At 52.5% G+C, this 19239-nt stretch carries 20 protein-coding genes; 10 read left to right on the forward strand and 10 right to left on the reverse strand.

What is annotated here, in order from left to right; all coding sequences use genetic code 11:
- The first annotated feature begins 139 nt into the window (after window positions 1–139).
- Entirely contained in the window at window positions 140–1111 is a 972-nt protein-coding gene (locus PYR65_RS10860; protein ID WP_276117980.1) for an alpha/beta fold hydrolase, read from the forward strand.
- Between the two features lie 395 nt (window positions 1112–1506).
- Here PYR65_RS10860 and PYR65_RS10865 read toward each other — a convergent pair whose 3' ends face one another.
- Window positions 1507–1719 (reverse strand): DUF2934 domain-containing protein, encoded by a 213-nt coding sequence (locus PYR65_RS10865; protein ID WP_276117981.1) that lies wholly within the window; start codon window positions 1717–1719, stop codon window positions 1507–1509.
- A 200-nt stretch (window positions 1720–1919) separates the two neighbouring features.
- Here PYR65_RS10865 and PYR65_RS10870 point away from each other — a divergent pair, with 200 nt between their 5' ends.
- From PYR65_RS10870 to PYR65_RS30580, 5 genes are all read left to right on the forward strand, one after another.
- Window positions 1920–3470 carry an ABC transporter substrate-binding protein gene (locus PYR65_RS10870; protein WP_276117982.1) on the forward strand — a complete coding sequence of 517 codons (1551 nt, stop codon included), beginning with the start codon at window positions 1920–1922 and terminating at the stop codon, window positions 3468–3470.
- Between the two features lie 34 nt (window positions 3471–3504).
- Complete coding sequence (locus PYR65_RS10875) at window positions 3505–5046, forward strand: ATP-binding cassette domain-containing protein (RefSeq protein ID WP_276117983.1); 1542 nt, start codon at window positions 3505–3507, stop codon at window positions 5044–5046.
- Window positions 5047–5072: 26 nt separating this feature from the next.
- A complete protein-coding gene (locus tag PYR65_RS10880; protein ID WP_276117984.1) occupies window positions 5073–5927 on the forward strand; it encodes an ABC transporter permease in 855 nt (284 codons plus the stop codon).
- Window positions 5928–5930: 3 nt separating this feature from the next.
- A complete protein-coding gene (locus PYR65_RS10885; protein WP_276117985.1) occupies window positions 5931–6920 on the forward strand; it encodes an ABC transporter permease in 990 nt (329 codons plus the stop codon).
- A 296-nt stretch (window positions 6921–7216) separates the two neighbouring features.
- The gene (locus PYR65_RS30580) at window positions 7217–7552 is read left to right on the forward strand and encodes a helix-turn-helix domain-containing protein (RefSeq protein WP_407951323.1); all 336 of its coding nucleotides are present in this window, start codon (window positions 7217–7219) and stop codon (window positions 7550–7552) included.
- Here PYR65_RS30580 and PYR65_RS10890 read toward each other — a convergent pair.
- Window positions 7482–9665 (reverse strand): PAS domain-containing protein, encoded by a 2184-nt coding sequence (locus PYR65_RS10890; protein WP_276121032.1) that lies wholly within the window; start codon window positions 9663–9665, stop codon window positions 7482–7484. The genes PYR65_RS30580 and PYR65_RS10890 overlap by 71 nt on opposite strands.
- 219 nt (window positions 9666–9884) lie before the next feature.
- The gene (locus PYR65_RS10895; protein ID WP_276117986.1) at window positions 9885–10532 is read right to left on the reverse strand and encodes a response regulator transcription factor; all 648 of its coding nucleotides are present in this window, start codon (window positions 10530–10532) and stop codon (window positions 9885–9887) included.
- Between the two features lie 282 nt (window positions 10533–10814).
- Between PYR65_RS10895 and PYR65_RS10900 the strand changes: the two genes are divergently transcribed.
- From PYR65_RS10900 to PYR65_RS10910, 3 genes are all read left to right on the forward strand, one after another.
- Window positions 10815–11225 (forward strand): EF-hand domain-containing protein, encoded by a 411-nt coding sequence (locus PYR65_RS10900; protein WP_276117987.1) that lies wholly within the window; start codon window positions 10815–10817, stop codon window positions 11223–11225.
- 189 nt (window positions 11226–11414) lie between these two features.
- Window positions 11415–12194 carry a sensor histidine kinase gene (locus tag PYR65_RS30700; RefSeq protein ID WP_276117988.1) on the forward strand — a complete coding sequence of 260 codons (780 nt, stop codon included), beginning with the start codon at window positions 11415–11417 and terminating at the stop codon, window positions 12192–12194.
- A gap of 62 nt (window positions 12195–12256) precedes the next feature.
- Window positions 12257–12907, forward strand: a complete 651-nt coding sequence (locus tag PYR65_RS10910; protein WP_276117989.1) for a response regulator transcription factor — start codon at window positions 12257–12259, stop codon at window positions 12905–12907.
- Window positions 12908–13060: 153 nt separating this feature from the next.
- Here PYR65_RS10910 and PYR65_RS10915 read toward each other — a convergent pair whose 3' ends face one another.
- From PYR65_RS10915 to PYR65_RS10925, 3 genes are all read right to left on the reverse strand, one after another.
- Window positions 13061–13333 (reverse strand): hypothetical protein, encoded by a 273-nt coding sequence (locus PYR65_RS10915; protein WP_060504261.1) that lies wholly within the window; start codon window positions 13331–13333, stop codon window positions 13061–13063.
- A 440-nt stretch (window positions 13334–13773) separates the two neighbouring features.
- Window positions 13774–14511 (reverse strand): hypothetical protein, encoded by a 738-nt coding sequence (locus PYR65_RS10920; protein ID WP_276117990.1) that lies wholly within the window; start codon window positions 14509–14511, stop codon window positions 13774–13776.
- A 168-nt stretch (window positions 14512–14679) separates the two neighbouring features.
- The gene (locus PYR65_RS10925; RefSeq protein ID WP_276117991.1) at window positions 14680–15642 is read right to left on the reverse strand and encodes an SDR family NAD(P)-dependent oxidoreductase; all 963 of its coding nucleotides are present in this window, start codon (window positions 15640–15642) and stop codon (window positions 14680–14682) included.
- 150 nt (window positions 15643–15792) lie between these two features.
- On the opposite strand from PYR65_RS10925, the gene PYR65_RS10930 reads away from it, so the two are divergent.
- Window positions 15793–16665 carry an AraC family transcriptional regulator gene (locus tag PYR65_RS10930; protein ID WP_276121033.1) on the forward strand — a complete coding sequence of 291 codons (873 nt, stop codon included), beginning with the start codon at window positions 15793–15795 and terminating at the stop codon, window positions 16663–16665.
- Between the two features lie 72 nt (window positions 16666–16737).
- Here the strand turns inward: PYR65_RS10930 and PYR65_RS10935 are convergent, their stop codons facing one another.
- The 4 genes from PYR65_RS10935 to PYR65_RS10950 all read right to left on the reverse strand — a co-directional run bounded on the left by PYR65_RS10935 (window position 16738) and on the right by PYR65_RS10950 (window position 19154).
- Complete coding sequence (locus PYR65_RS10935) at window positions 16738–17070, reverse strand: hypothetical protein (RefSeq protein WP_156397573.1); 333 nt, start codon at window positions 17068–17070, stop codon at window positions 16738–16740.
- Between the two features lie 103 nt (window positions 17071–17173).
- Window positions 17174–17719: a hypothetical protein gene (locus PYR65_RS10940; RefSeq protein WP_276117992.1), complete on the reverse strand. Its 546-nt coding sequence runs from the start codon at window positions 17717–17719 to the stop codon at window positions 17174–17176.
- Window positions 17710–18312, reverse strand: a complete 603-nt coding sequence (locus PYR65_RS10945) for a hypothetical protein (protein ID WP_276117993.1) — start codon at window positions 18310–18312, stop codon at window positions 17710–17712. The genes PYR65_RS10940 and PYR65_RS10945 overlap by 10 nt, the downstream gene beginning before the upstream one ends.
- A gap of 293 nt (window positions 18313–18605) precedes the next feature.
- Window positions 18606–19154, reverse strand: coding sequence for a hypothetical protein (locus tag PYR65_RS10950; protein ID WP_276117994.1), 549 nt, complete (start codon window positions 19152–19154; stop codon window positions 18606–18608).
- Window positions 19155–19239 lie beyond the last annotated feature (85 nt).

Genomic DNA, 19239 nt, shown 5'->3' on the forward strand with positions numbered 1-19239 from the left:
CACTGCAATATACTAATGTATATCTGAAATCTCTTGTTTTTTTGTCTCAATCTCCCCGTGCCCGATCAGGGTCCACGTAGACAACCCGGCTTCTCGGGTGACGACCAAGACGCCTCCGGCGTGGCCAAGGAGAAAATCAATGTCAGAGAACAATGCCTTTAACAGGCCAGGATTGTTGCGACGAGACGTGCTGGCTCTTGGGGTCGGGGCCACGGCTGCGACCGCCCTACCACTTCACGCACTCGCTGCTTCAAAGCAGCCCACAAGCCAAAAAGGGAATTTGAACATGGGAACAGTGAAGACCAAAGATGGCGTTGAAATATTTTATAAGGACTGGGGCACGGGCCAGCCAATTGTTTTTCACCACGGCTGGCCCTTGAGCAGTGATGATTGGGACGCTCAGATGATCTTCTTCGTTGAGAAAGGGTTCCGTGTTGTCGCGCATGACCGCCGAGGGCACGGCCGCTCTGCGCAGGTCTCTGAAGGTCATGATATGGATCACTACGCCGCAGATGCCGCTGCGGTAGTGGAACATCTTGACCTATCTGACGCCGTCCATATTGGCCACTCCACAGGTGGCGGAGAAGCTACTCGGTACGTCGCCCGTCACGGCAAAAAGCGCACGGCTAAGCTTGTTCTAATCGGCGCAGTACCACCAATCATGCTCAAAACAGCCAGCAACCCTGGGGGGCTGCCGATGGAAGTCTTCGACGTTTTTAGAAACGGCATTGCGGCGAACCGTGCTCAGTTTTACATCGACATCCCGACAGGCCCATTCTATGGGTTTAATCGCCCCAACGCCAAAATCTCCCAAGGAAGCATCGATAATTGGTGGCGGCAGGGTATGGCCGGTAGCGCTAAGGCACACTACGACGGCGTTAAGGCGTTTTCAGAAACTGATTTCACCGAAGACCTGAAAATGATTGAGGTGCCTACGCTGGTGATGCACGGCTCGGATGACCAGGTGGTGCCCATCGAGGATTCGGCCAAGCTTTCCGTAAAGCTTTTGAAGAACGGCTCGCTGAAGGTCTACGACGGTTTCCCCCACGGAATGTGCACGACACATGCCGACGTCATCAACGCTGACTTGCTGGACTTCATCAAATCCTGACCTGGTGACATGTTGGACCAAGTTTCGATCTAGGATGCGGGCCTACGGGTCCGCTTTTTTTATCGACAGAGTCGCTTTTCAGCGTGGGCGAATTGCCGTTCTTGCAACAACTATTCGCTAACGCAGCACCAGGTTCGAACCGCAGATGGTCATATTCATGGTCACCCTCATACGCAGCTCGGCTTCGCCTTGCTGCGTACTCTTGCCCAACAATCGATCCGCGAGACAGGTACCGCTCAGCAATTGTCCACCTGCCCATACACGCATTAAAGCAGCGACCGACATTTGCCTTGAACAGAATGAAAAGAAAATGGGGGGCAGATCATTGCGTCTGCCCAACGGATAGGCCGATGCGCCGATCCTTGTTTCGACAGTGCTCAAGAAGATTAGTCTGATTAGCGCTTCTTGCGGCGGGGTGCATTGGCAACGGTGGTGCAATCCAGCTTTCTATCTTCGGTGCCACTTTCCGGGGCGGTAGAATTTATCATCACCTCGTATTCTGAAGAGGCCTGGAACCAATGCGCTTCGTCTTGACCATGTGGCCGACCCATCGCGTCCCATATTGCGTATGCCCGGTCGTTTACCCACTGTGGCTGTTCATCGCTCATGTGTTGCCCCCTTTAAGTGTTCTGTGGACCTATCTTAGCAAAAGCTCGGGGCTGTACGCCGTATACGGAGGTTTACTACGGAACGGGATCAGTTGGTTTCCGCTGCAACCGACTGATTTGGGCCGAAATCTTCAAGTGCTGACTAGTAAATCTTGGCTATAAGGACCGACGATAGACACATCGGGGCCATAGATTTTAGAATGCTGCAGTTCGGAATTTTTCCATGTGCTTACCGCAAGTCGGTTCCCCTTAGGCTTGCCGGACTGATCCTGGCGCTAGTTTTGCTGCTCCCGTCTACTGTTGCCAGCGCTGAGGAAGTGCTGAGAGTTCCGCTTTCTGCGGATATAAGTACCCTCGATCCCGACAATGGATTCGAGGTCGCCGGATTGGCCGCACTCAACAGTATCTATGAGGGGCTTGTGGAGTACGAGCCCGGTTCGACGGCCATAGTGGGGCAGTTGGCAGACCGCTGGGAAGTCTCCAATGACGGCCTGACATACACCTTTAAAATAAGGGGCGGAGTGAAGTTCCACGACGGCAACGCTCTTAACGCGGCAGCGGTCGTGACGTCTTTGGATAGGCGTCGAACCGGAAAACTCGTCCAAAATTATACACTCGCAAATGTCGAATCCCTGGATGCGGTCAGCGGGTCGATGGTCCGCATCAAACTTTATAAGCCTCAGCCGTCTTTTCTCGACAGCCTTGCCAGTCCATGGGGCCCGAAAATCTTGAGTCCGGAGGCGTTGAAGGAACATGATTCCGACGATGCCGCGACGGGATGGCTTACTAATCATGCAGTTGGAACCGGACCATTCAAACTGGAAGAATTTAAGCGCGGCGAACTCTACACACTCCGGAGAAATGACGACTACTGGGGTAAGAGGGCATTCTTTTCCGTGATCGAGCTGCCGGTGGTACCAGACCTAGGGCAACAGATTCTGATGCTGAAAGCCGGTAAAATTGACGCTGTTCCCACGAACTACCCGTTCGCTCAGTTGAACAGTCTTCCGGATTCGCTTGAGGTATCAACGGCCCCGAGCATGACACAGTTCGACGCATTCCTGAAACCCGGGTCCCTTCTAGATGACGCCAGTTTCCGCAGCGCCGTACTTACCGTCATTAACCCAAGCCTGTGGGCTAAGGACGCATTTGGCGATCACGCCAGCGTATCGACGTCTATTTATCCCAAAGCGCTGTTCGTTCCGCAGCATCCAATTGTGTTTCCGACCGACATCCATGTTGCCAAAGCATCGGTTGGGAAAACTCCAACCTCCCTGACAATCGGTCTCTTCAGTGCAAATCCAAGCTACGGTCGAATTGCTGATCTATTAATCGCGCAGTTAGCCACGATTGGCATTCAGGCAACATCAAGCATTATGCCACCTGGTGCTGCCTATGCTATGAAAGGCAACGATGCAGCTCCAGACATGTTGCTTATCATTGCCTCACCTGATGCAGCCAATTTAGAAAGCCAAGCAAAGGCGTTTTTCACAAAAGATGCTCCTCTCAACCTCTACGGGAGGATTGTACCTGGAGCAGATGCTATTGTGGACAAAGCTAGTGCCGTGACCAACGTCGCAGAGCGAAACCAGCTCTTCGAGCGAGCAGGTCAGTTATACTTCGACCAGGGAGTTGTGATCCCATTGGTCGACGTTGATGATGTCATAGTTCACGCGAAGGGGTTAAAGGACCTGGGGTTAAGGGCTGTTTTCCCTAGGGGAACCATTGATTTCGCCACCGTGCGAAGATGACGGTCACAATGGCTGAAAAGCGGGTAACACCGACGTGATTGCCGAACCGATACTCTCCGTGAGAAACCTATCTGTCTCGTTGAGCCGGGACGGATTTTCCAGACGTGTCCTCGACAATCTGACTTTTGACGTGATGCCAGGCGAGATATTAGCGATTGTAGGCGAGAGCGGTTCCGGGAAATCAACACTTGGAGCTACCATTCAGGGACTTATCCCATTCGCGGCCAATCCCAAAATTAGCGGTTCTGCCAGACTGGACGGACTGGAAGTTGTCGGTGCAAAAACCTCTCATCTTCGAACAGCCCGCCGAAGTATCGTCCGTTCGATCTCGCAAGACCCCTTGAGCGCGTTAAATCCAACCATGCCTATAGGACGGCAACTTAAAGAGTCAGTCGTATGCGACGACACATTTGTCGCTGAGTGGCTTCGCGCGGTTGGCTTGGGAGACGTGGAGGACATTGCAGCAAGGCTTCCTCACCGCCTATCGGGGGGGCAGCGGCAACGAACCTGTATCGCTATGGCGATGATGGCGCACCCGAAACTCCTCATCGCAGACGAGCCGACTACGGCTTTAGACTCGCCGCTTCAGGTTCAAATTTTAGACCTCATTCGGCAGCTGGCGAAAAACTGTAACACCGCAGTTCTGTTCATTACTCATAATTTAGGTGCGGCAGCGAAGATAGCTGACCGACTCCTCGTCCTCTGCGGAGGGAAGATCGTGGAAATCGGCAACTGCAACGACGTACTGCTAGACCCTCAACATCCCCATACGAAACAGTTGGTAGCGGCGCAATCTGCGATTAACGTTGGAGGTTTGACCACAGTGAGAGCGCGGCGGACACCTGCTCCGTTCGCTGTGCTTCAGATCGAGCACGTCTGGTTCACATTTGCGAAAGGGCTACTGACGCGCAATACCTATAAAGAGACTTCTGTCTTGCGTTCCATCAATTTGACCATAGACAAGGGCGAAAGCGTCGCTCTTGTTGGGGGCAGCGGATCGGGTAAGACAACTCTCGTGCGATTGGCCGCAGGTCTCCTCGCTCCTACGGCTGGTCAGGTAATTCGTCACGACGGTCGAAACCCGCAAGTCGTATTTCAAGACCCTGTTACCTCTCTGACTCCGTGGCTAACTGTAGGGGAGCAGATTTCAGAGCGCCTTCGTCCGCTTCGCCTTGATCCCGACCGGCGTAATTTTTTCCTGGATGCAGCGATGGAGTCAGTGGGTCTTGATCGGACGGTCCTCGCTTCAATCCCGTCGGAACTGTCGGTGGGACAGTGCCAGCGCGTCTCCTTGGCAAGAGCTGTAATCGTCCCCCCAGAACTACTCCTCTGCGATGAGCCGACGAGCGCGTTGGATACCACCCATGTCGTAGCTACCCTCAACATCATCGCTGAACTTCGTGCCCGTCTCGGGATGGCGGTACTTTTTGTCACGCATGATATGGTTATTGCGCACAGTGTCTCTGATCGTGTGATTACCTTGCGGGACGGTGAATTGACTGCGGAGATCGACCATCCGGCATCGTCTTTGACCAAAAGTGCGACCCTCCGACCAGCCTCTAACGTCGGTGAGTGACACATGTCATGGTATGGAAGGTAGATATGGCGAAGCTGTCTTGCGGAAGAGCGTTGGGCCTTCGAACGATTACCAAGAGATTCAGATCGGTTGGTTACCCAGAACAGGTGGGTTTGATTGGAATTATATTGGTTACGGCCACGGCACTGTTTGCTGGTCAACTGACGCCGTTCGACCCGCAGGCACGCGTTGCGGCTGCCTATCTTTCCCCTTCAGATGAGCATTGGTTCGGTACAGACGAGATTGGACGCGACTTGTTTTCCCGCGTGCTGCTGGGCTTGCAATACACTTGGCTTCCATCGGTCGCCTTTGTCATCATTTGTCTCATTTTCGGAACGTTGATAGGTCTGCTTCCAAGTCTCGTTAGCAGAAGCCTCGACACAGTCATTCAGCGCATTGTCGATTTCTTCCTCGTTCTTCCTTCGACGCTTGTCGCACTCGCCGTGATAGCAACGATTGGCCCAGGATTAATCAATACAATGATCGCGATGAGCGTAGCCTGGTGGCCTTGGTATGCCCGAATTTCCCGCGACGAATTCCGCCGGGTTAATGCTCGACCCTATATTGAAGCTGCGCGCGTTGCCGGTGTGGGTCGCGCCCGCCTGACGTTCCGATACGTTCTTCCTGGAGCAATTCCTGCGTTAATCGTTGCAGCCACGCTGGATGTGTCGAACGTCATCATGACATTGTCACTGATCTCATTTCTTGGGTTGGGGCAGCCCGCACCAGCTCCTGAACTCGGTGCCATGACATCCCGCGCTCTCGACAGTCTGACGGTTTTCTGGTGGCTTCCGGTCCTGCCAGCAGTGGCCATTTTCATGATCTGCTTGCTTTCGAATTTGTCCGGGGACGGTTTGCGAGCCATAATGCAGGGACGATAACGGATGTTCGCTTATCTCTTGCGACGTTTGTTGGGACTAACCCTCGTGTTAGTTGCGATGACCTTTTCTGTCTTTTTTCTGCAAAATGTTCTTCCCTCAGACCCTGCGCGCTCGTTGGCTGGACCTATGGCACCGCTTTCCAGAGTGGACGAACTGCGTCAGGAGCTTGGTTTGAACGACTCGATTGCCAAGCAGTATGGCCGATTTCTGGCTCGTCTCGTTCACGGTGATCTTGGTACGTCGATTCGAACCCGTCAACCGGTCATTGCGGATATTCGAGAAAGGCTTCCGGCCTCGCTTGAGCTGTCGGGAGCCGCGTTCGCACTCGGTTTGGGGTTCGCCACGTTGGCCGGAATTCTCCCACTGATTTTTGAAAACGCACGGCCACTTCAGTATTTGCTGACAGTTGCCGCTTCAATTCCTATCTTCGCAACTGCTCTGCTACTGGCCTATACATTCTGGTTCCAATTGGGCTGGCTCCCAGGATCAGGGAGAATGGGTGACCGATATTTTTCTGGCCCAACGGGTTTGAACATATTGGATGGGCTTCTCAAAGGGGAACCAGCCGCAAGCCTTGACGCATTGGCTCACATTTTACTTCCGGCGTTGGCCTTAGCACTACCGATTGCAATCGCAGTGGGACGAACAATGAGCAGCTCCTTGGTTGACGTAATGCGGCAACCTTACATTGGAACTGCGAGAGGGAAGGGGCTTAGCGAAAGTCGCGTCGTTCTTCGCCACGCTGTGAGGAACTCGTCGCCCGTCGTTCTGGCCATGATCGCACTACAATTCAGACTACTATTTGGAAATTTGCTAGTCGTGGAACTGGTTTTTGGTTGGCCGGGCCTCGGTTTCTACATGGTTCAGTCTTTAGCGACGGCCGACAGCCCGGCGGTTCTGGGGGTAACGATAGTTCTGGGAATCTTCTATCTCGCAGTAAGCCTGCTTACGGAGGTCCTCCAAACGTGGGCCGATCCTCGGATCGAGCTTTGAGCACCTATCCTCAAGCATAGCCTACCTATTCTTGCGCCCACTAGATTTTGGGCATCAACGTCGCAGATGGTGTCGTTATGATGGGGAGCAAGAAGGCTTAAGATATGGGGTGCAGCTTTCAAACACCGCGTAGCGGGTTGAACCAGTTAACGCTCGGTAAGACAGACGGACAGGTATTGCAGCCATTGCCGCCGACCGAAGACAGGGCGATGAGATCGGGTTTGTGCGAATGGCAGCTGGAGCGGGTCGCCGCTCTGGTAAACAACAATTTGCATGGGCCAATACGTGTTGCTGATATGGCAACCAGTGTGAGGCTTAGCCCTAGGCATTTCACGCGTGCTTTCTCCATTAGAACTGGTATGTCGCCGCACGCATTCGTGATGCAGCAGCGAGTAGAGCGTGCGCGCGAACTATTGCTCACGCTGGATATGGAGATAGTTGAGGTCGCTCTAGCTTGTGGCCTATCGGATCACGCTCACCTGAGCCGTCTTTTCAAGAGGTTCAGCGGGACGACACCAAGCCAATGGCGTGAGTCATCGTTAGAATCGAACTTAAGTCTAGTCAGGCCGATGCAGCGACCCGTTCGGGCCAAGGGTCCGGATTGCCGGAATCGTTTGCCTCAATCGGCCTGATCGGCAGGCTGAAGGTCACCGCTGCGCCGCCACCGGGAAGCGTTTCTGCTCGCAGTTGTCCTTGATGAGCCTCAATAATCGAATGGCAAATAGCTAGACCCATTCCCATCCCATCTTGCTTCGTAGTGAAGAACGGTTCGAAGATTTTGTCTGGGTCGATGATACCCGTGCCACGATCACGAACTTCAATCTCAATCATTTCGCCTCTTACACGGGAGGAGATCGTGACCAGTTGTCTCTCAATTGTTTTTTCCTGCATGGCTTCAGATGCGTTCCTGATAAGGTTGAGCAAAACCTGTTCAAGCTGGACGCGATCCGCGCTTGTGGCTGGTACGTGCGGGTCCAAGTCGATTTCAATCTTCACGGCTTGAGCAATAAGTCTGTCAGTAATTAAATCTCTCAAGTCGGTGATCAGTGCGTTTACGTCTACTTTGTGCTTGGGGAACACGGCCTTTCCAAAGAGGGCTCTTATACGGCTGACGACTTGCGCAGCTGCATCGGCATCTCGAACGATCCATTCAGCGGTCCTGTTCGCTCTGTCGAGATTGGGTGGAACAGCGTCGAGCCAACGTTTAAAGGCATGAGAGTTCGCGACTAATGCTTGCAGCGGTTGATTTAGTTCATGCGCAATTGAGACCGATAGTTCCGAAAGGCTCGCCGCTCTGAGGGCGCGTGCCAAACGTTCATCGGACCGTCGGAGTGCTTCCTGGGCACGGACCTCGTCGTCAATGTCCAGGTTCACTCCGTACCATCTTATTATTTCGCCATCTTCGTTGAGGAGTGGTTCTATTCGGGACTGCATCCACCTGTATTGGCCGTCTTTCCGGCGCAGTCGTCCCTTGTGACTAAAGGGTTTTCCCGCAGCAATCGTCTGCTTGATCGCACTATCGACTGCAACTCGATCTTCGGGATGTATAAATTCGACCATTTTCAGCTTATCGCCGTCCAGAAGAGCGGAGGCGACCGACAGCCCTGACCAATCCACAAACCGCTTGTTGAAGTAGTACGGCATTCCCTCGGGCGTCATAAGCCAGATTAACGAGGGAACGGTGTCAATTAGCAACCGAAGCTCGTTTTCGCTCTTGCGAACGGCTTCCGTTGCTTCGACTTGATCATTTATATCGAGGCAGACACCATACCACTGGATGATGCTACCATCGTGACCACGGAGAGCCTCCGCCTTCCCATCGATCCAGCGGTAAACACCATCATGGCGACGTTGACGGTATCGAAGAGCGAACGCTTGCCCACTATTCAGCGCCTGCTCAAGGGATTGCTTCCAGATGGCGCGATCCTCAGGATGTATCGTTGCCATTATTGCCTTAGCAAACTGGGCCGAGTCGCCTGGTTTCGTCGACTCTAGTGGAATACCAGTCCAGATTCTGAGGGGAGTGTTTATATAGGAAGGTTGCCCTTCTGCAGTTGCGCACCAAATCAACGCTGGAACCGTGTCGATCATCTGTTGAAGCTGAGTTTGGCTGTCCAGCAACGCCGCTTCAGCTTTGCGTTGATCATCGATATCAACCGTTGTTCCGAACCAAGCCACAATGTGCCCATTTTCATCGCGAGATGCTATCGCGGCGTCTCGCATCCAGCGGTAAGTGCCGTCATGTCGTCTGACGCGCTGTTCCTCGAAGATTGGTTCGCCAGTGCGTAGGCTGTGATCCCAGCGGTCTATGCAACCGTCGCGATCCTCGGGATGCACAAATTTGCTCCACCAAGAGTGATTGTCTATCTTGGATATCGCACTCATTTCGGCGGCGGTGACGCCGACATAGTTTAGAGCCTTTGGATTTAGAAACCTAAGGCGACCGTCAGCGTAGGCCGACCATCCAAAGCCAGGTATGTCCTCGATATTCGGCTGAACCGTTTCATAGACCCGGTCGAACAGAGTCTTCGCGTTCGCAAGCTTCATTAGCATTGCCAGGCAAATGGCGCTGGCACCAAACCCAAAAAGGCGCTCGGTCGGCTCCACGCCGTCATAAAACGGAGAATTTAAAAAGCACGCCGTCGCAAAGAAAATTGCCAAGAGGGTAGGGATCGCGTGGCGACATTTCGCTAGCAAGCACGTCGCAGCGACCGTGACCAACATTGCAGTCGGATCAGACAGCACGAATGTCAAAACGGTTCCTGAGAACCCGATAACGTATACTAAACAGCGCCGACCTTTCGACGTTGCGATGTGGTTGAAAGCCCAGGAAACGGCCACGGTAGTCCCCACTCAAATGTCCCGAACATTTTTTCCGAGTTTACATTAAGATCGCACAAAATCGACTATCCCAAAGGATAGATAGGCGACTTAGAGGGGAGGGAGGCTAAAAGGCGGAAGGTGCTACAACTGACCGCGAAGTTCTGACGGCAGCGACTGCCAGGCACTAAAGAGCTGAGCAAACGAGGTAACTTGCATTTTTTTCATGCCATTACTTCTATGAAGCTTGACCGTGACTTCTTGTATCTTCAGAGCGTGAGAAATCTGCTTATTCAATTCCCCTGCTACCACCATTCGGAGGACTTCCCGCTCTCGGGACGACAGGGTTTCAAACAACGCAACATACTTGTTGAATGTGTTGGCCAGCTCGCGCTGACTAATGTCGATGGCGATTGCCTTCGATACAGCGTCCAGAAAAGTTTGTTCTCGAACTGGTTTAGTCAAAAAATCTTGCGCGCCAGCTTTCATCGCTTGAACGCTCATTGCGATGTCGCCATGGGCAGTCAAAAACACGATAGGGGTGGAGACACCATTTCGCGCTAAATGGGTCTGCAAATCGAGGCCGCTAAGCCCTGGCATCCTCACGTCAAGAATGAGGCATGCTGGCCGATCCGGAAGTGGTTCGCTGAGAAATGCGTGCCCCGAAGAATACGTAACGGCATCGATGCCGACAGAATTCAAAAGGTTTCCAAGTGACTCGCATACAGCAACGTCATCATCGACCAATATCGCAATTGGATTTTTGACCTTCATCTCTCCCATGAGAGTCATGTGTCCCCCCATTGATCCGACGACTGCCTTTCCTTGAGAACCCGTAATCGAAAAATAGTACAATAAATCCTCTCCGGTTTGAAGACTATGCCACGGGAATTTGGCTCCATTCGTGGGTTTTTACCGTATTCTTGCGGGTCAGGTGTTTCACTGGGTGACAGACCCAACGGGTAAATGGTCCGGGCGAATAGGTTCCAATCATCCAGATTCTAGGACAGCTTGACGCAAGCCTAAGGATGCATTCGTGGGTTGCAATTATTTCCGTTAACATTGGAGTGTTCCATGAGGATCGGGTCTGGCTCTGACTCAGTATATCAACTCTTTCTGCCACGAACGAAGAACGACAACCTACCTGATGGGGGTGGGCAGCGGCCATCTGGGCCTTCTATCCGAGGCATCGGTGGCAGCGCTTCCGATAATTCAATCGCAGCCGCGTTACAGGCTAAGTTGGCGCAAAGTGCCTTCGACCGTAATGATTCTAATGGTGATGGCTTTGTTGATAAGCAGGAGTACATCGACAACAGTTTGAAGCCGCGCTCAGACGGTTACGTGCCGGACCAGGCGGACGTGGAGCGGAGATGGAGCGAATTTGACAAGGAGGGAAAAGGCCGTCTCTCCAAGGAGGAATTTAAAGAAGGGTTCTCCTCTGTTGTGAGCGTATCTGTGGGTCACTTCAGCAAGCCTATACGGTAAAACTCTGGGCCTTCGACCGGTTTCGGTTGGAGGCCTTCGTCTCTACACAGAAGCAAACGACTAGACCAAAGCACAGGTAGACTGTTCTCCGAGCCAGCTAGACGCTCCGAGTGAAGGCTGTAATCTCTTTACGAAAAATCGAAGTTCGACCGTTCTTAAGTCGGCTTAGTGGTTATCATGGAGAGGGTGATGGACGCGACAGGCTATGTTAAGCGGCAAAAAACCAATATAATCTCTGCGTTGGCGACGCTTAAAAGAGAGACAACGCGGACGGCGAGCCTCGTAACGCTGAGCCAGATAGCCTCATCCATTACCCTTGATCTTCGTCAACCGCTTGCAGTTATCGCGACAGACTGTGCAACTGGCCGTCATCTGCTCGCTCAGCCTCATGCAGACGCACCGAAGATTCGGCTTCTGCTCGACCGAATATTAGAATGCGTCCACTGGGCAAACGAGGTGGTCTCCAAGATCGACCAATCTGATCCCCAAAGGACACCTTTTCCGGCTGATCAAGATATCAACGAAGTTATAGCAACCTCCATTCAAGTTGTGGGCTGCGAAAGCATTTCCAACGGAGTGAAGGTCTCGTTCTCGTCTAGCGAGCCTGGATTGCTGGTATTTGGGGACAGGGCGTTGCTCCAACAGCTTTTGGTGACGCTGTTAGTTGTTGTCATAAGAAAACTAAACACGTCCACACTGCACCCGTGTGAACTTAGAATCGAAACTTGCCGCAGGGACGGCCATGTCTTTATCACCGTCGCAGCGAGAAATCCGCGTAGGCAGTCAATCTACGGAACGGGAGACCCAAAGGTAGAACTGTTCGGCACTGGACAGCAGCTCGAAGAGAAAGCCTGTCTTCAGTCCTGTGATGCCATCGTCGCCGCACATGGTGGCATCTTGAACCGAATTCAAACTGAACCCATCACCTGGTACTCAATAGTTCTGCCGTTATCTTGCCGTGCCGCCTGATCCTGAGCCCTTGGGGCCAATACGCGGGCGAGCTTTGCCAGCAGACAATCTTGGAGGTTATCATGCCAAATTCCAGCCAATCTTTGGAGCGAGCGCCCACAATCTATATTGTTGATGATGAGGAGCATTTAGGCTCATCTCTGGTCAATTTGTTTGAATCGATGCAGCGTAAAGCAGTGACCTTTAAAAGCGCAGCAGACTTTTTAGCAAACGTTGATGCTCGTGATCGAGGCTGTATCCTACTTGATGTCCAGATGCCCGGCATGACAGGGTTAGAAATGCAGGAGAGGCTTGCCGAAATTGGTAGCCAGCTCCCTATTATCTTCATGACAGGAAACGGCAATGTTTCAGTTAGCGTGACAGCGATGAAGGCTGGCGCATTTGATTTCCTTCTCAAGCCCTTCAGCAGCAACGCGGTAATTCAGGCTACAGACAAGGCCATTGAGTATGACGAAAAAAATCGAGTTAAAGGTGCTTTTCGTCAGAAGATTCAAGATTGCAGCGATAAACTCACTCCCCGGGAGACCGAGGTGCTCAAGTACGTTAGCCAGGGTCTCATGAACAAGCAGATCGCACATGAGATGAGTATTAGCGAGATCATGGTGAAGCTTCACCGAGGCCGAATGATGCGAAAAATGCAGGCTACATCGATTGTTGATATTGTCCGTAAATATGATTTTTTGAGCGCGTCGGGGGTTGGAGTCACCACCTAGCCCGCAACCTCGGTGGTGTCTGAGACAATTTTGACTGATTTTTGGTCGGCGCAGATGAACCGTCGCCGACCGCCGTTGAAGCCAAAGAGAGACCGCCAACTTTGAGGCTCAGGCCTAAATATCAGCTTAAGCGCCGTTTGAGAGCATGTCGGTTTACGCGTGACGGAATGGAATCACGTTGTTGCCCCGCATAAATGCAAGGGCACCCTCTGCCTCAATGGCTTTCACCGCTACGTCCCGCGCCTCTGCGTCGGATTGGAATTGCTCATCCCAGACGTGACTTGTGTTGTTGTGGTCGACCACCTCAAGCGTCCATGTCGTATCGGTTTCCAGTCGGAAGATGTCGATGGAGAAGGGAAAGCCATCAACGACGATCCTCTTACTTTTGCCAGAGGTCACCAGATTGGGTTCGTCGTCTTCGATCATTTAGCACGTCCAGCTTCTGTATCACGACGACGAATATGCCAATGGAGCTGAACCCGTCAAGCGGCTTGCTTGACGGTCCTTTTTAGATGCCCACGGCAGCAACTCGTTGATCCGTATCGGCCTGTGGCCATTTACGATAGGGGCGAGCGGCTCCGTATCAGGGACGAATTTTTCCAAACTGGCGGCTAGCTTAGGTCGATTGCATCTTGGCGGACTTTCAGATGGAAGGACGCCCTCGGGAATTTGCGATGCTGAGCCATCTTGGGGGTATAGCGTCTGTTTTGTTGGTGATTAAAGACGCACACATTATGCCTTTGCCGCTGCTGACGGGGTTGCGGCATCCCTTGCACAAACAATCGAAAAGTTTGCACTGCTCTGCCACCATGATCGATTGGGGGCAGGTCAACCTCTTGTCAGAACCGGCGAAAGCACGAGCGATGTCAACGTGTCAGGGCTCGCAGCGAGTTTGATTCCCTTTGGATTTTCACTTGTCGCAGAAGACGGGCGATAACCGAACACAGTGGGCGCGACAACAGGGATGTATCCTCGAAAAGCTCTTCGTAATGATATGAGGCACTCTGCTCTGACTCGATGTCGAGCAGCCGGTGGAACGCGACATGAGACAATCTCCAGCCATCGGATGTGACGGGTAGCGCGATTGCTTGGCTCGGCGAGCTGAACATCGCAACGGAAGGGGTGTCACACATGCATACCACCAGCTCATAACCACTGAGGCTTGTCGTGGCGGGAACCGGTAAGCTGACACCGATAACTATTGATACTCTTCGTGCCCTGGTCTCCGTGACCAGGGGATCGGCGATTGGTGTGGGTGTATGAAGCTTTACAGAGGCTCTTATACAGTTCGACAGGATGATCTGTAACGAGTCTAGCTCCTCGGCGAATTCGTGATTGCCGGTAATCACGACTTCATCCGCCTCTAAAAGGGCGTGCGCCACTTCCGCTAGGACTGCACTCCACCCTGAAACGGTATAGCGGTCGGTTGTTTGGTCATACTGCATTGGAAATGGTAAAACCCCAAGCTCTGAGAGAGAGGTCTGGGGCCAAGCATTCAATTGAGACACCGAATTGGTGGCGAAAAACTCGGGTCCGGCTTTTGGCATCCGGGGGAGCGTAATTTCCATTCCGGTGCATTTTGCATTCGATAATGACGATGTCATAATACCCCCCACAAAGTCGTGCCGTACCTATTCAAATGTTGAACGTGCGGCAAGATTGGTCAGCAGCTTCTTGCGCAGCGAAGAAAGCCTAACCTTTTGTGACTGGTACATAAACTATACAAAGGTGTGCTGCGATCCTGTCTCGTGAACTGAACCGCAGCGCTGTAACTAGACCTCGGTCAAACGAGTTAAACGAAGGCTCTCTGCCCAAAGCGCTTCAGAGGTTTCAATGTCCATCGCATAGGGTCGGACGCCGAATGAGTTTTCTTCCTCAACCGAAGCGATGTTGCAATTTTCGCAGTACACTCCTCCCAAGCTCGCCAGCAGGGGACTGGTAGCGCACCAGACTGTTGTCGCTGCTCCCTGAGCGAAGTTTTTCCGATCAGACACAGGATCAATGATAGGGTTTCCATCCGCGTCAAGGGCTTTAAAACTCGCAATCTCCTCTGCGGAAAGATGTCGGGCGAGCGGGCCCACTATTGATCCGGGATGAACCGAATATGCCCGTATTCCCAGGTTTTTTCCTCGGCGATCCGCTGCTACAGCGAATAAAGCGTTCGCCGTTTTCGCCTGCCCGTATGCAACCCACTTGTCGTACGTTCGAGATAAAAACGAAAGGTCTTGAAGGTCGAAACCTGGGATCATGTGACCTCGCGAAGACAGAACTACAATGCGTGATTGCTCGGCAGCAACCAGCGCGGGCCAGAGCCGGATTGTTAGTCGAAAGTGGCCAAGGTGATTTGTTGCAAATTGCCCCTCGTTCCCTTCTCCGTCACGAAACAAGGGGGTGGCCATGACGCCCGCGTTCAGGATCAGGGCTGAAAGTGATCGTCCAGACCCCATAAACTCCGTTGCAAACCGGTCGATGGAGTCCGGGTTGATGAGATCAAGTTCGAACAATTCGACTCGTGGAATATTTGCTACTGCCGTACGAGCACTGTCTACGTCGCGGGTTGCTACGATTACGTTGGCACCGATTGAAGAAAGGACCCTCGTGGTCTCAAGCCCCAATCCGGATGCCCCACCCGTGACAACCACCGATTTCCCAGTCAAATCGATGTTCTTAGCAACATCCGATGCTGTCGTTTCCGGCCCCCAACCCGTTTCAAGGGGAATTTGATCGTGCGTCATGACTCTAAACTCCTTAATTTGATATTCCAAATATTACCGTCTAGGATAAGAACATCTATGTTCAATTGGCCGAATTTTTATAGAGATAGTCCTATGACCCACGCTGATCCCCTGTCTGACGTTCTGGTCCTCACCAGGGCGCGAGGCGTTATGTCAACGGGTCTAAGGGCGTCGGGGAGGTGGGCAATATCCGTCGAAGTGGCCGACGATCTCAAATTCAACGCAGTCAGTGAGGGGCAGTGTTTGATCCTCATAGGGGATGCGCCGCCTATGGTCCTGGAAAAGGGCGATTGCTTTTTGATCAGGGGGCCGCTCAGTTTCGTTTTGACAAACGATCTTGATAGCAGCGTCATTCCTGCGGCCGACGTATTCGCCGATACGACCGATGGTTTTGCCGTTCTGGACAATGGCGGTATGCCGAGAGTGACGTTCATCGGCGGAAGAATGAACTCCGTCGAAGGGATGGATTTACTCACAACCTCATTGCCGAATTTTTTGGTGCTGAAGTCAGGCAACAAAGGCGCGTCGACTGTTCATTGGTTGCTCAAGCAGTTGGAGAGCGAAGTCAACGAGGACGCTCCAGGGAAGCAGGTCATGTGCGAACAAATCATGCATATGATTTTCGTAGAGATGATCAGGATATGCATTGCGCAAGACAACCGCGGTACAGGATGGCTCAAGGCATTAAGCGATCCGAGAATTGGACCTGCGCTTCACATGATACACTCAGACGCAAAAAAACAATGGCGACTTGAGGAACTCGCTCTGAAATGCCATCTCTCGCGGTCACAATTCTCGGCAAGGTTCAAACGCGCGGTTGGCCTGTCGCCCCTCGACTATCTGCTCCGGTGGAGGATGAACTTGGCGAGACACGCATTGCAAGTTCCTAATGCATCAATATCAAGGGTCGCGGACCAAGTCGGATATAGCTCTGAGGCAGCCTTCGGTGCCGCTTTCAAACGCGTTTTCGGCGTTTCCCCTGGACGACGTACTCAACAGACTGAGACGCGGCTTCGGCATTGAATGGCTACTGCATTGATGAGTCAGCGACATTCCTACAAGCCGCCGCATTACAATGAAGCCCCTTTTCCACTTTCATTTAAATGGAAGGATTTTGGCCGATTTTAAGTTCCTCCTACCCTTTTCCCTGTGATTGAGCGCCTCTTCGTATTGGCTGATGACCTCATGGGCGAGGGAAAGCCGTTTCTCGTAACGTTCGTGCTGTATTCGTGCTTTGCGTACGCTGATCGTGTTGATAACGACCCCTCCAAGTACCAGGGCGCAACAGATGACGGACGCGAAAAGCAGCACCGATATCGTGATGGTAGGTCCTGGCCAAAATTGGACTTCTGGATTCAGGGCACTCAATAAATTGATCGCCTCTTTTTCGAGGGATTGAGAAAAAGTTGAAATATGATCCCGAGCCATGTGCATTCCATCCTCCGGTATTGTTCGTTTCGACGCTCGAAATCAGCGCGGCGTCTTTACGGCAAGGTGCGTGGGAAGTTGGAGCGGCAATCCCAGACTAAAGTCAGTCCGTGACCATCGCAGGTTCAACGGCAGATTCCGTGCGTGACGGAATTTTCCGCCATTCATAAAAATGGCTTCCAGTTCCGTGATCGTGGACTAATATATCGCCATCGACTTCAACCGAGAATTCTGCATGGACTGGGTCTTCGAAGCCCGCGAACATCATGCGCTGCTCAAATATGTCAGACCCGCTCAGGAAGGATATCTCAAACATCGCGACCGTAGCATCCCAGTGTGCAATCAAAGCTGGGTTGCGACCGCGACCGAGTGCTCGTTCTGAGTAAGCGAATATCTGAGGAAGGCCGAAGAACCGGTCAACTTCCTTTGTCACCCGGTCGTCGGTGTCCGGCTGCCAGTCGGTCGACGATATAGGACCGCTCCAGGCCTTTTCTGAAGGTGGGTCGCCAAAAAATCCGACGCTTCGATAACCATAGCCATTCCGACAGATAGCGATTTGGATGCGCGCTTTTGCTTCTCGATCACGTCGTTTGCAGCGAATAGTCGTCTGAAGTTGTTGGATGTAATCATTGTAAGCGGTTATCGGCATGATGGTGCCTCCAAAATCGAAGACTTCGCGTGCTCTGCGCGTTGCAGTGCCGCCGGTTGGACAATTTGGTCCTTGCCGCTTCGATTGGCGTGCGGATTATCCCGATCTGCCAGCGCATTTGACGCGGTCTCAAGAAGGTTTGCAAAGCTGGAAGTCTCAATGCCATCTGCGCTATTTAATAACCGGATCAGGGGGTCCCCGAGGGCCTGAGAAATCGTCAGATCATCAATTGACTGCGCATGCCGGTAGTAGCTTGGTCGCAAAACCAGGAAGTCGCCTGTCGGGGACGACGCCAATTCCAAATCATTATATGACCAGTTTTGAACGACGTCTTCTGGCAAGCCAAGTTTGGCAGCGGCAAGAGAGAATTCTTCAGCGACTGCCTGGAGTGCACACCAAATAAGCTTGGACTGCTCCTCTGCATTCGGTGCGCTGGTATCACTTACGGTAATACCGTCGAACGCGCGTGCGGAAAATTGTTCCCGTCGAGCATAATCTTCTTCGAAATTTTCGTTGGTATTGAAACACTGGAGATCGGTACGCGCTCTACTTAGGATGGTCAGCAATCTCTGAAAACAACTAACCTGAAACATCTTCTAATCCCGGAGCTATACTGAAATGGACGATATCTCAGAGCATCCGGCGGCGTTAGCATACTTAAGTGCACCTATCTTCCAGAGCCAGCGCCATTAAGTTGGTCTCGTTGCCCACGATCTCCTCCCGGGCAACTGCGATGAACTCGGCGTTTCCCCTGCGCCGAGCCGCGCGGATCGCTGATCCGCTATTGGGCCGTCTTCAGCCGCCGAAGACGGCCCTTTTTGCGAATTGTCGGGGACTCGACCATAATGTGGTGCATTCACTTGGTCGCGTTCCGGCAAAGGACCAGCTATATCGTTGGCCGGATACAAAGACTCTTGCGGCGCACGCTCAATACTTCCGTCGGCAGCACTCCTAGGATGCTGGGGTTTGCAGCCCCGCGCTGTAATGCTGCGAGGGTGAAGTGCCGTCTGATCAGGGGGAAATTCACCAGAATTCCACAGTCGCCATCGGTTTTCTCCAGCATCTCCGCCAAAAACTCGGTTTTAAATGCGATACCAAAATAAACGTGGTGGTTGGCGTCACGCCATGTCGGATCGATGACTGTGCCAGAACGGTCTACAAGCCAAGCGTGCTGGATGGGAATTGGAAGCTCAGGCTCAATTGCGTAGCCTTCTGCATACATCAGATCGCTATTGGTCAGAGCGTAGGCAGTTGCATTTGCGTAACAATTTTTGGCCTGCCCGAATCTTAGTCCAGGTTGCGCAACGTCAGCCGACAGGAAATTGATACCGAGCCGCCGGAGTGCTTGGCTGGGACCAAATACCCTCTCAGCCTCGGCAAGGCCATGCACAAATTCCGTCAAATGCTGGATCAGGTCAATTTCGACTTCGGTCATGTTTGGTCTATTTCGGTGATCTTATTTAAATGAGACTGCCATTCCGATATCGTGTCAAGACACCCGGCAAATCGCCTCAGTCTTG

Origin of the sequence: Pararhizobium qamdonense, from assembly GCF_029277445.1 — a bacterium.
Lineage (GTDB): Bacteria > Pseudomonadota > Alphaproteobacteria > Rhizobiales > Rhizobiaceae > Pararhizobium > Pararhizobium qamdonense.

What these genes read in the sequence shown, in the direction of transcription:
- PYR65_RS10885 (WP_276117985.1), top strand. Translation starts at nt 5,931, where the DNA reads ATGTTCGCTTATCTCTTGCGACGTTTGTTGGGACTAACCCTCGTGTTA.
- PYR65_RS10925 (WP_276117991.1), bottom strand. Translation starts at nt 15,642, where the DNA reads ATGACGCACGATCAAATTCCCCTTGAAACGGGTTGGGGGCCGGAAACG.
- PYR65_RS30700 (WP_276117988.1), top strand. Translation starts at nt 11,415, where the DNA reads ATGGACGCGACAGGCTATGTTAAGCGGCAAAAAACCAATATAATCTCT.
- PYR65_RS10900 (WP_276117987.1), top strand. Translation starts at nt 10,815, where the DNA reads ATGAGGATCGGGTCTGGCTCTGACTCAGTATATCAACTCTTTCTGCCA.
- PYR65_RS10945 (WP_276117993.1), bottom strand. Translation starts at nt 18,312, where the DNA reads ATGTTTCAGGTTAGTTGTTTTCAGAGATTGCTGACCATCCTAAGTAGA.
- PYR65_RS10870 (WP_276117982.1), top strand. Translation starts at nt 1,920, where the DNA reads ATGCTGCAGTTCGGAATTTTTCCATGTGCTTACCGCAAGTCGGTTCCC.
- PYR65_RS30580 (WP_407951323.1), top strand. Translation starts at nt 7,217, where the DNA reads ATGGCAACCAGTGTGAGGCTTAGCCCTAGGCATTTCACGCGTGCTTTC.
- PYR65_RS10935 (WP_156397573.1), bottom strand. Translation starts at nt 17,070, where the DNA reads ATGGCTCGGGATCATATTTCAACTTTTTCTCAATCCCTCGAAAAAGAG.
- PYR65_RS10940 (WP_276117992.1), bottom strand. Translation starts at nt 17,719, where the DNA reads ATGCCGATAACCGCTTACAATGATTACATCCAACAACTTCAGACGACT.
- PYR65_RS10920 (WP_276117990.1), bottom strand. Translation starts at nt 14,511, where the DNA reads ATGACATCGTCATTATCGAATGCAAAATGCACCGGAATGGAAATTACG.
- PYR65_RS10950 (WP_276117994.1), bottom strand. Translation starts at nt 19,154, where the DNA reads ATGACCGAAGTCGAAATTGACCTGATCCAGCATTTGACGGAATTTGTG.
- PYR65_RS10910 (WP_276117989.1), top strand. Translation starts at nt 12,257, where the DNA reads ATGCCAAATTCCAGCCAATCTTTGGAGCGAGCGCCCACAATCTATATT.
- PYR65_RS10880 (WP_276117984.1), top strand. Translation starts at nt 5,073, where the DNA reads ATGGCGAAGCTGTCTTGCGGAAGAGCGTTGGGCCTTCGAACGATTACC.
- PYR65_RS10915 (WP_060504261.1), bottom strand. Translation starts at nt 13,333, where the DNA reads ATGATCGAAGACGACGAACCCAATCTGGTGACCTCTGGCAAAAGTAAG.
- PYR65_RS10860 (WP_276117980.1), top strand. Translation starts at nt 140, where the DNA reads ATGTCAGAGAACAATGCCTTTAACAGGCCAGGATTGTTGCGACGAGAC.
- PYR65_RS10930 (WP_276121033.1), top strand. Translation starts at nt 15,793, where the DNA reads ATGTCAACGGGTCTAAGGGCGTCGGGGAGGTGGGCAATATCCGTCGAA.
- PYR65_RS10865 (WP_276117981.1), bottom strand. Translation starts at nt 1,719, where the DNA reads ATGAGCGATGAACAGCCACAGTGGGTAAACGACCGGGCATACGCAATA.
- PYR65_RS10895 (WP_276117986.1), bottom strand. Translation starts at nt 10,532, where the DNA reads ATGACTCTCATGGGAGAGATGAAGGTCAAAAATCCAATTGCGATATTG.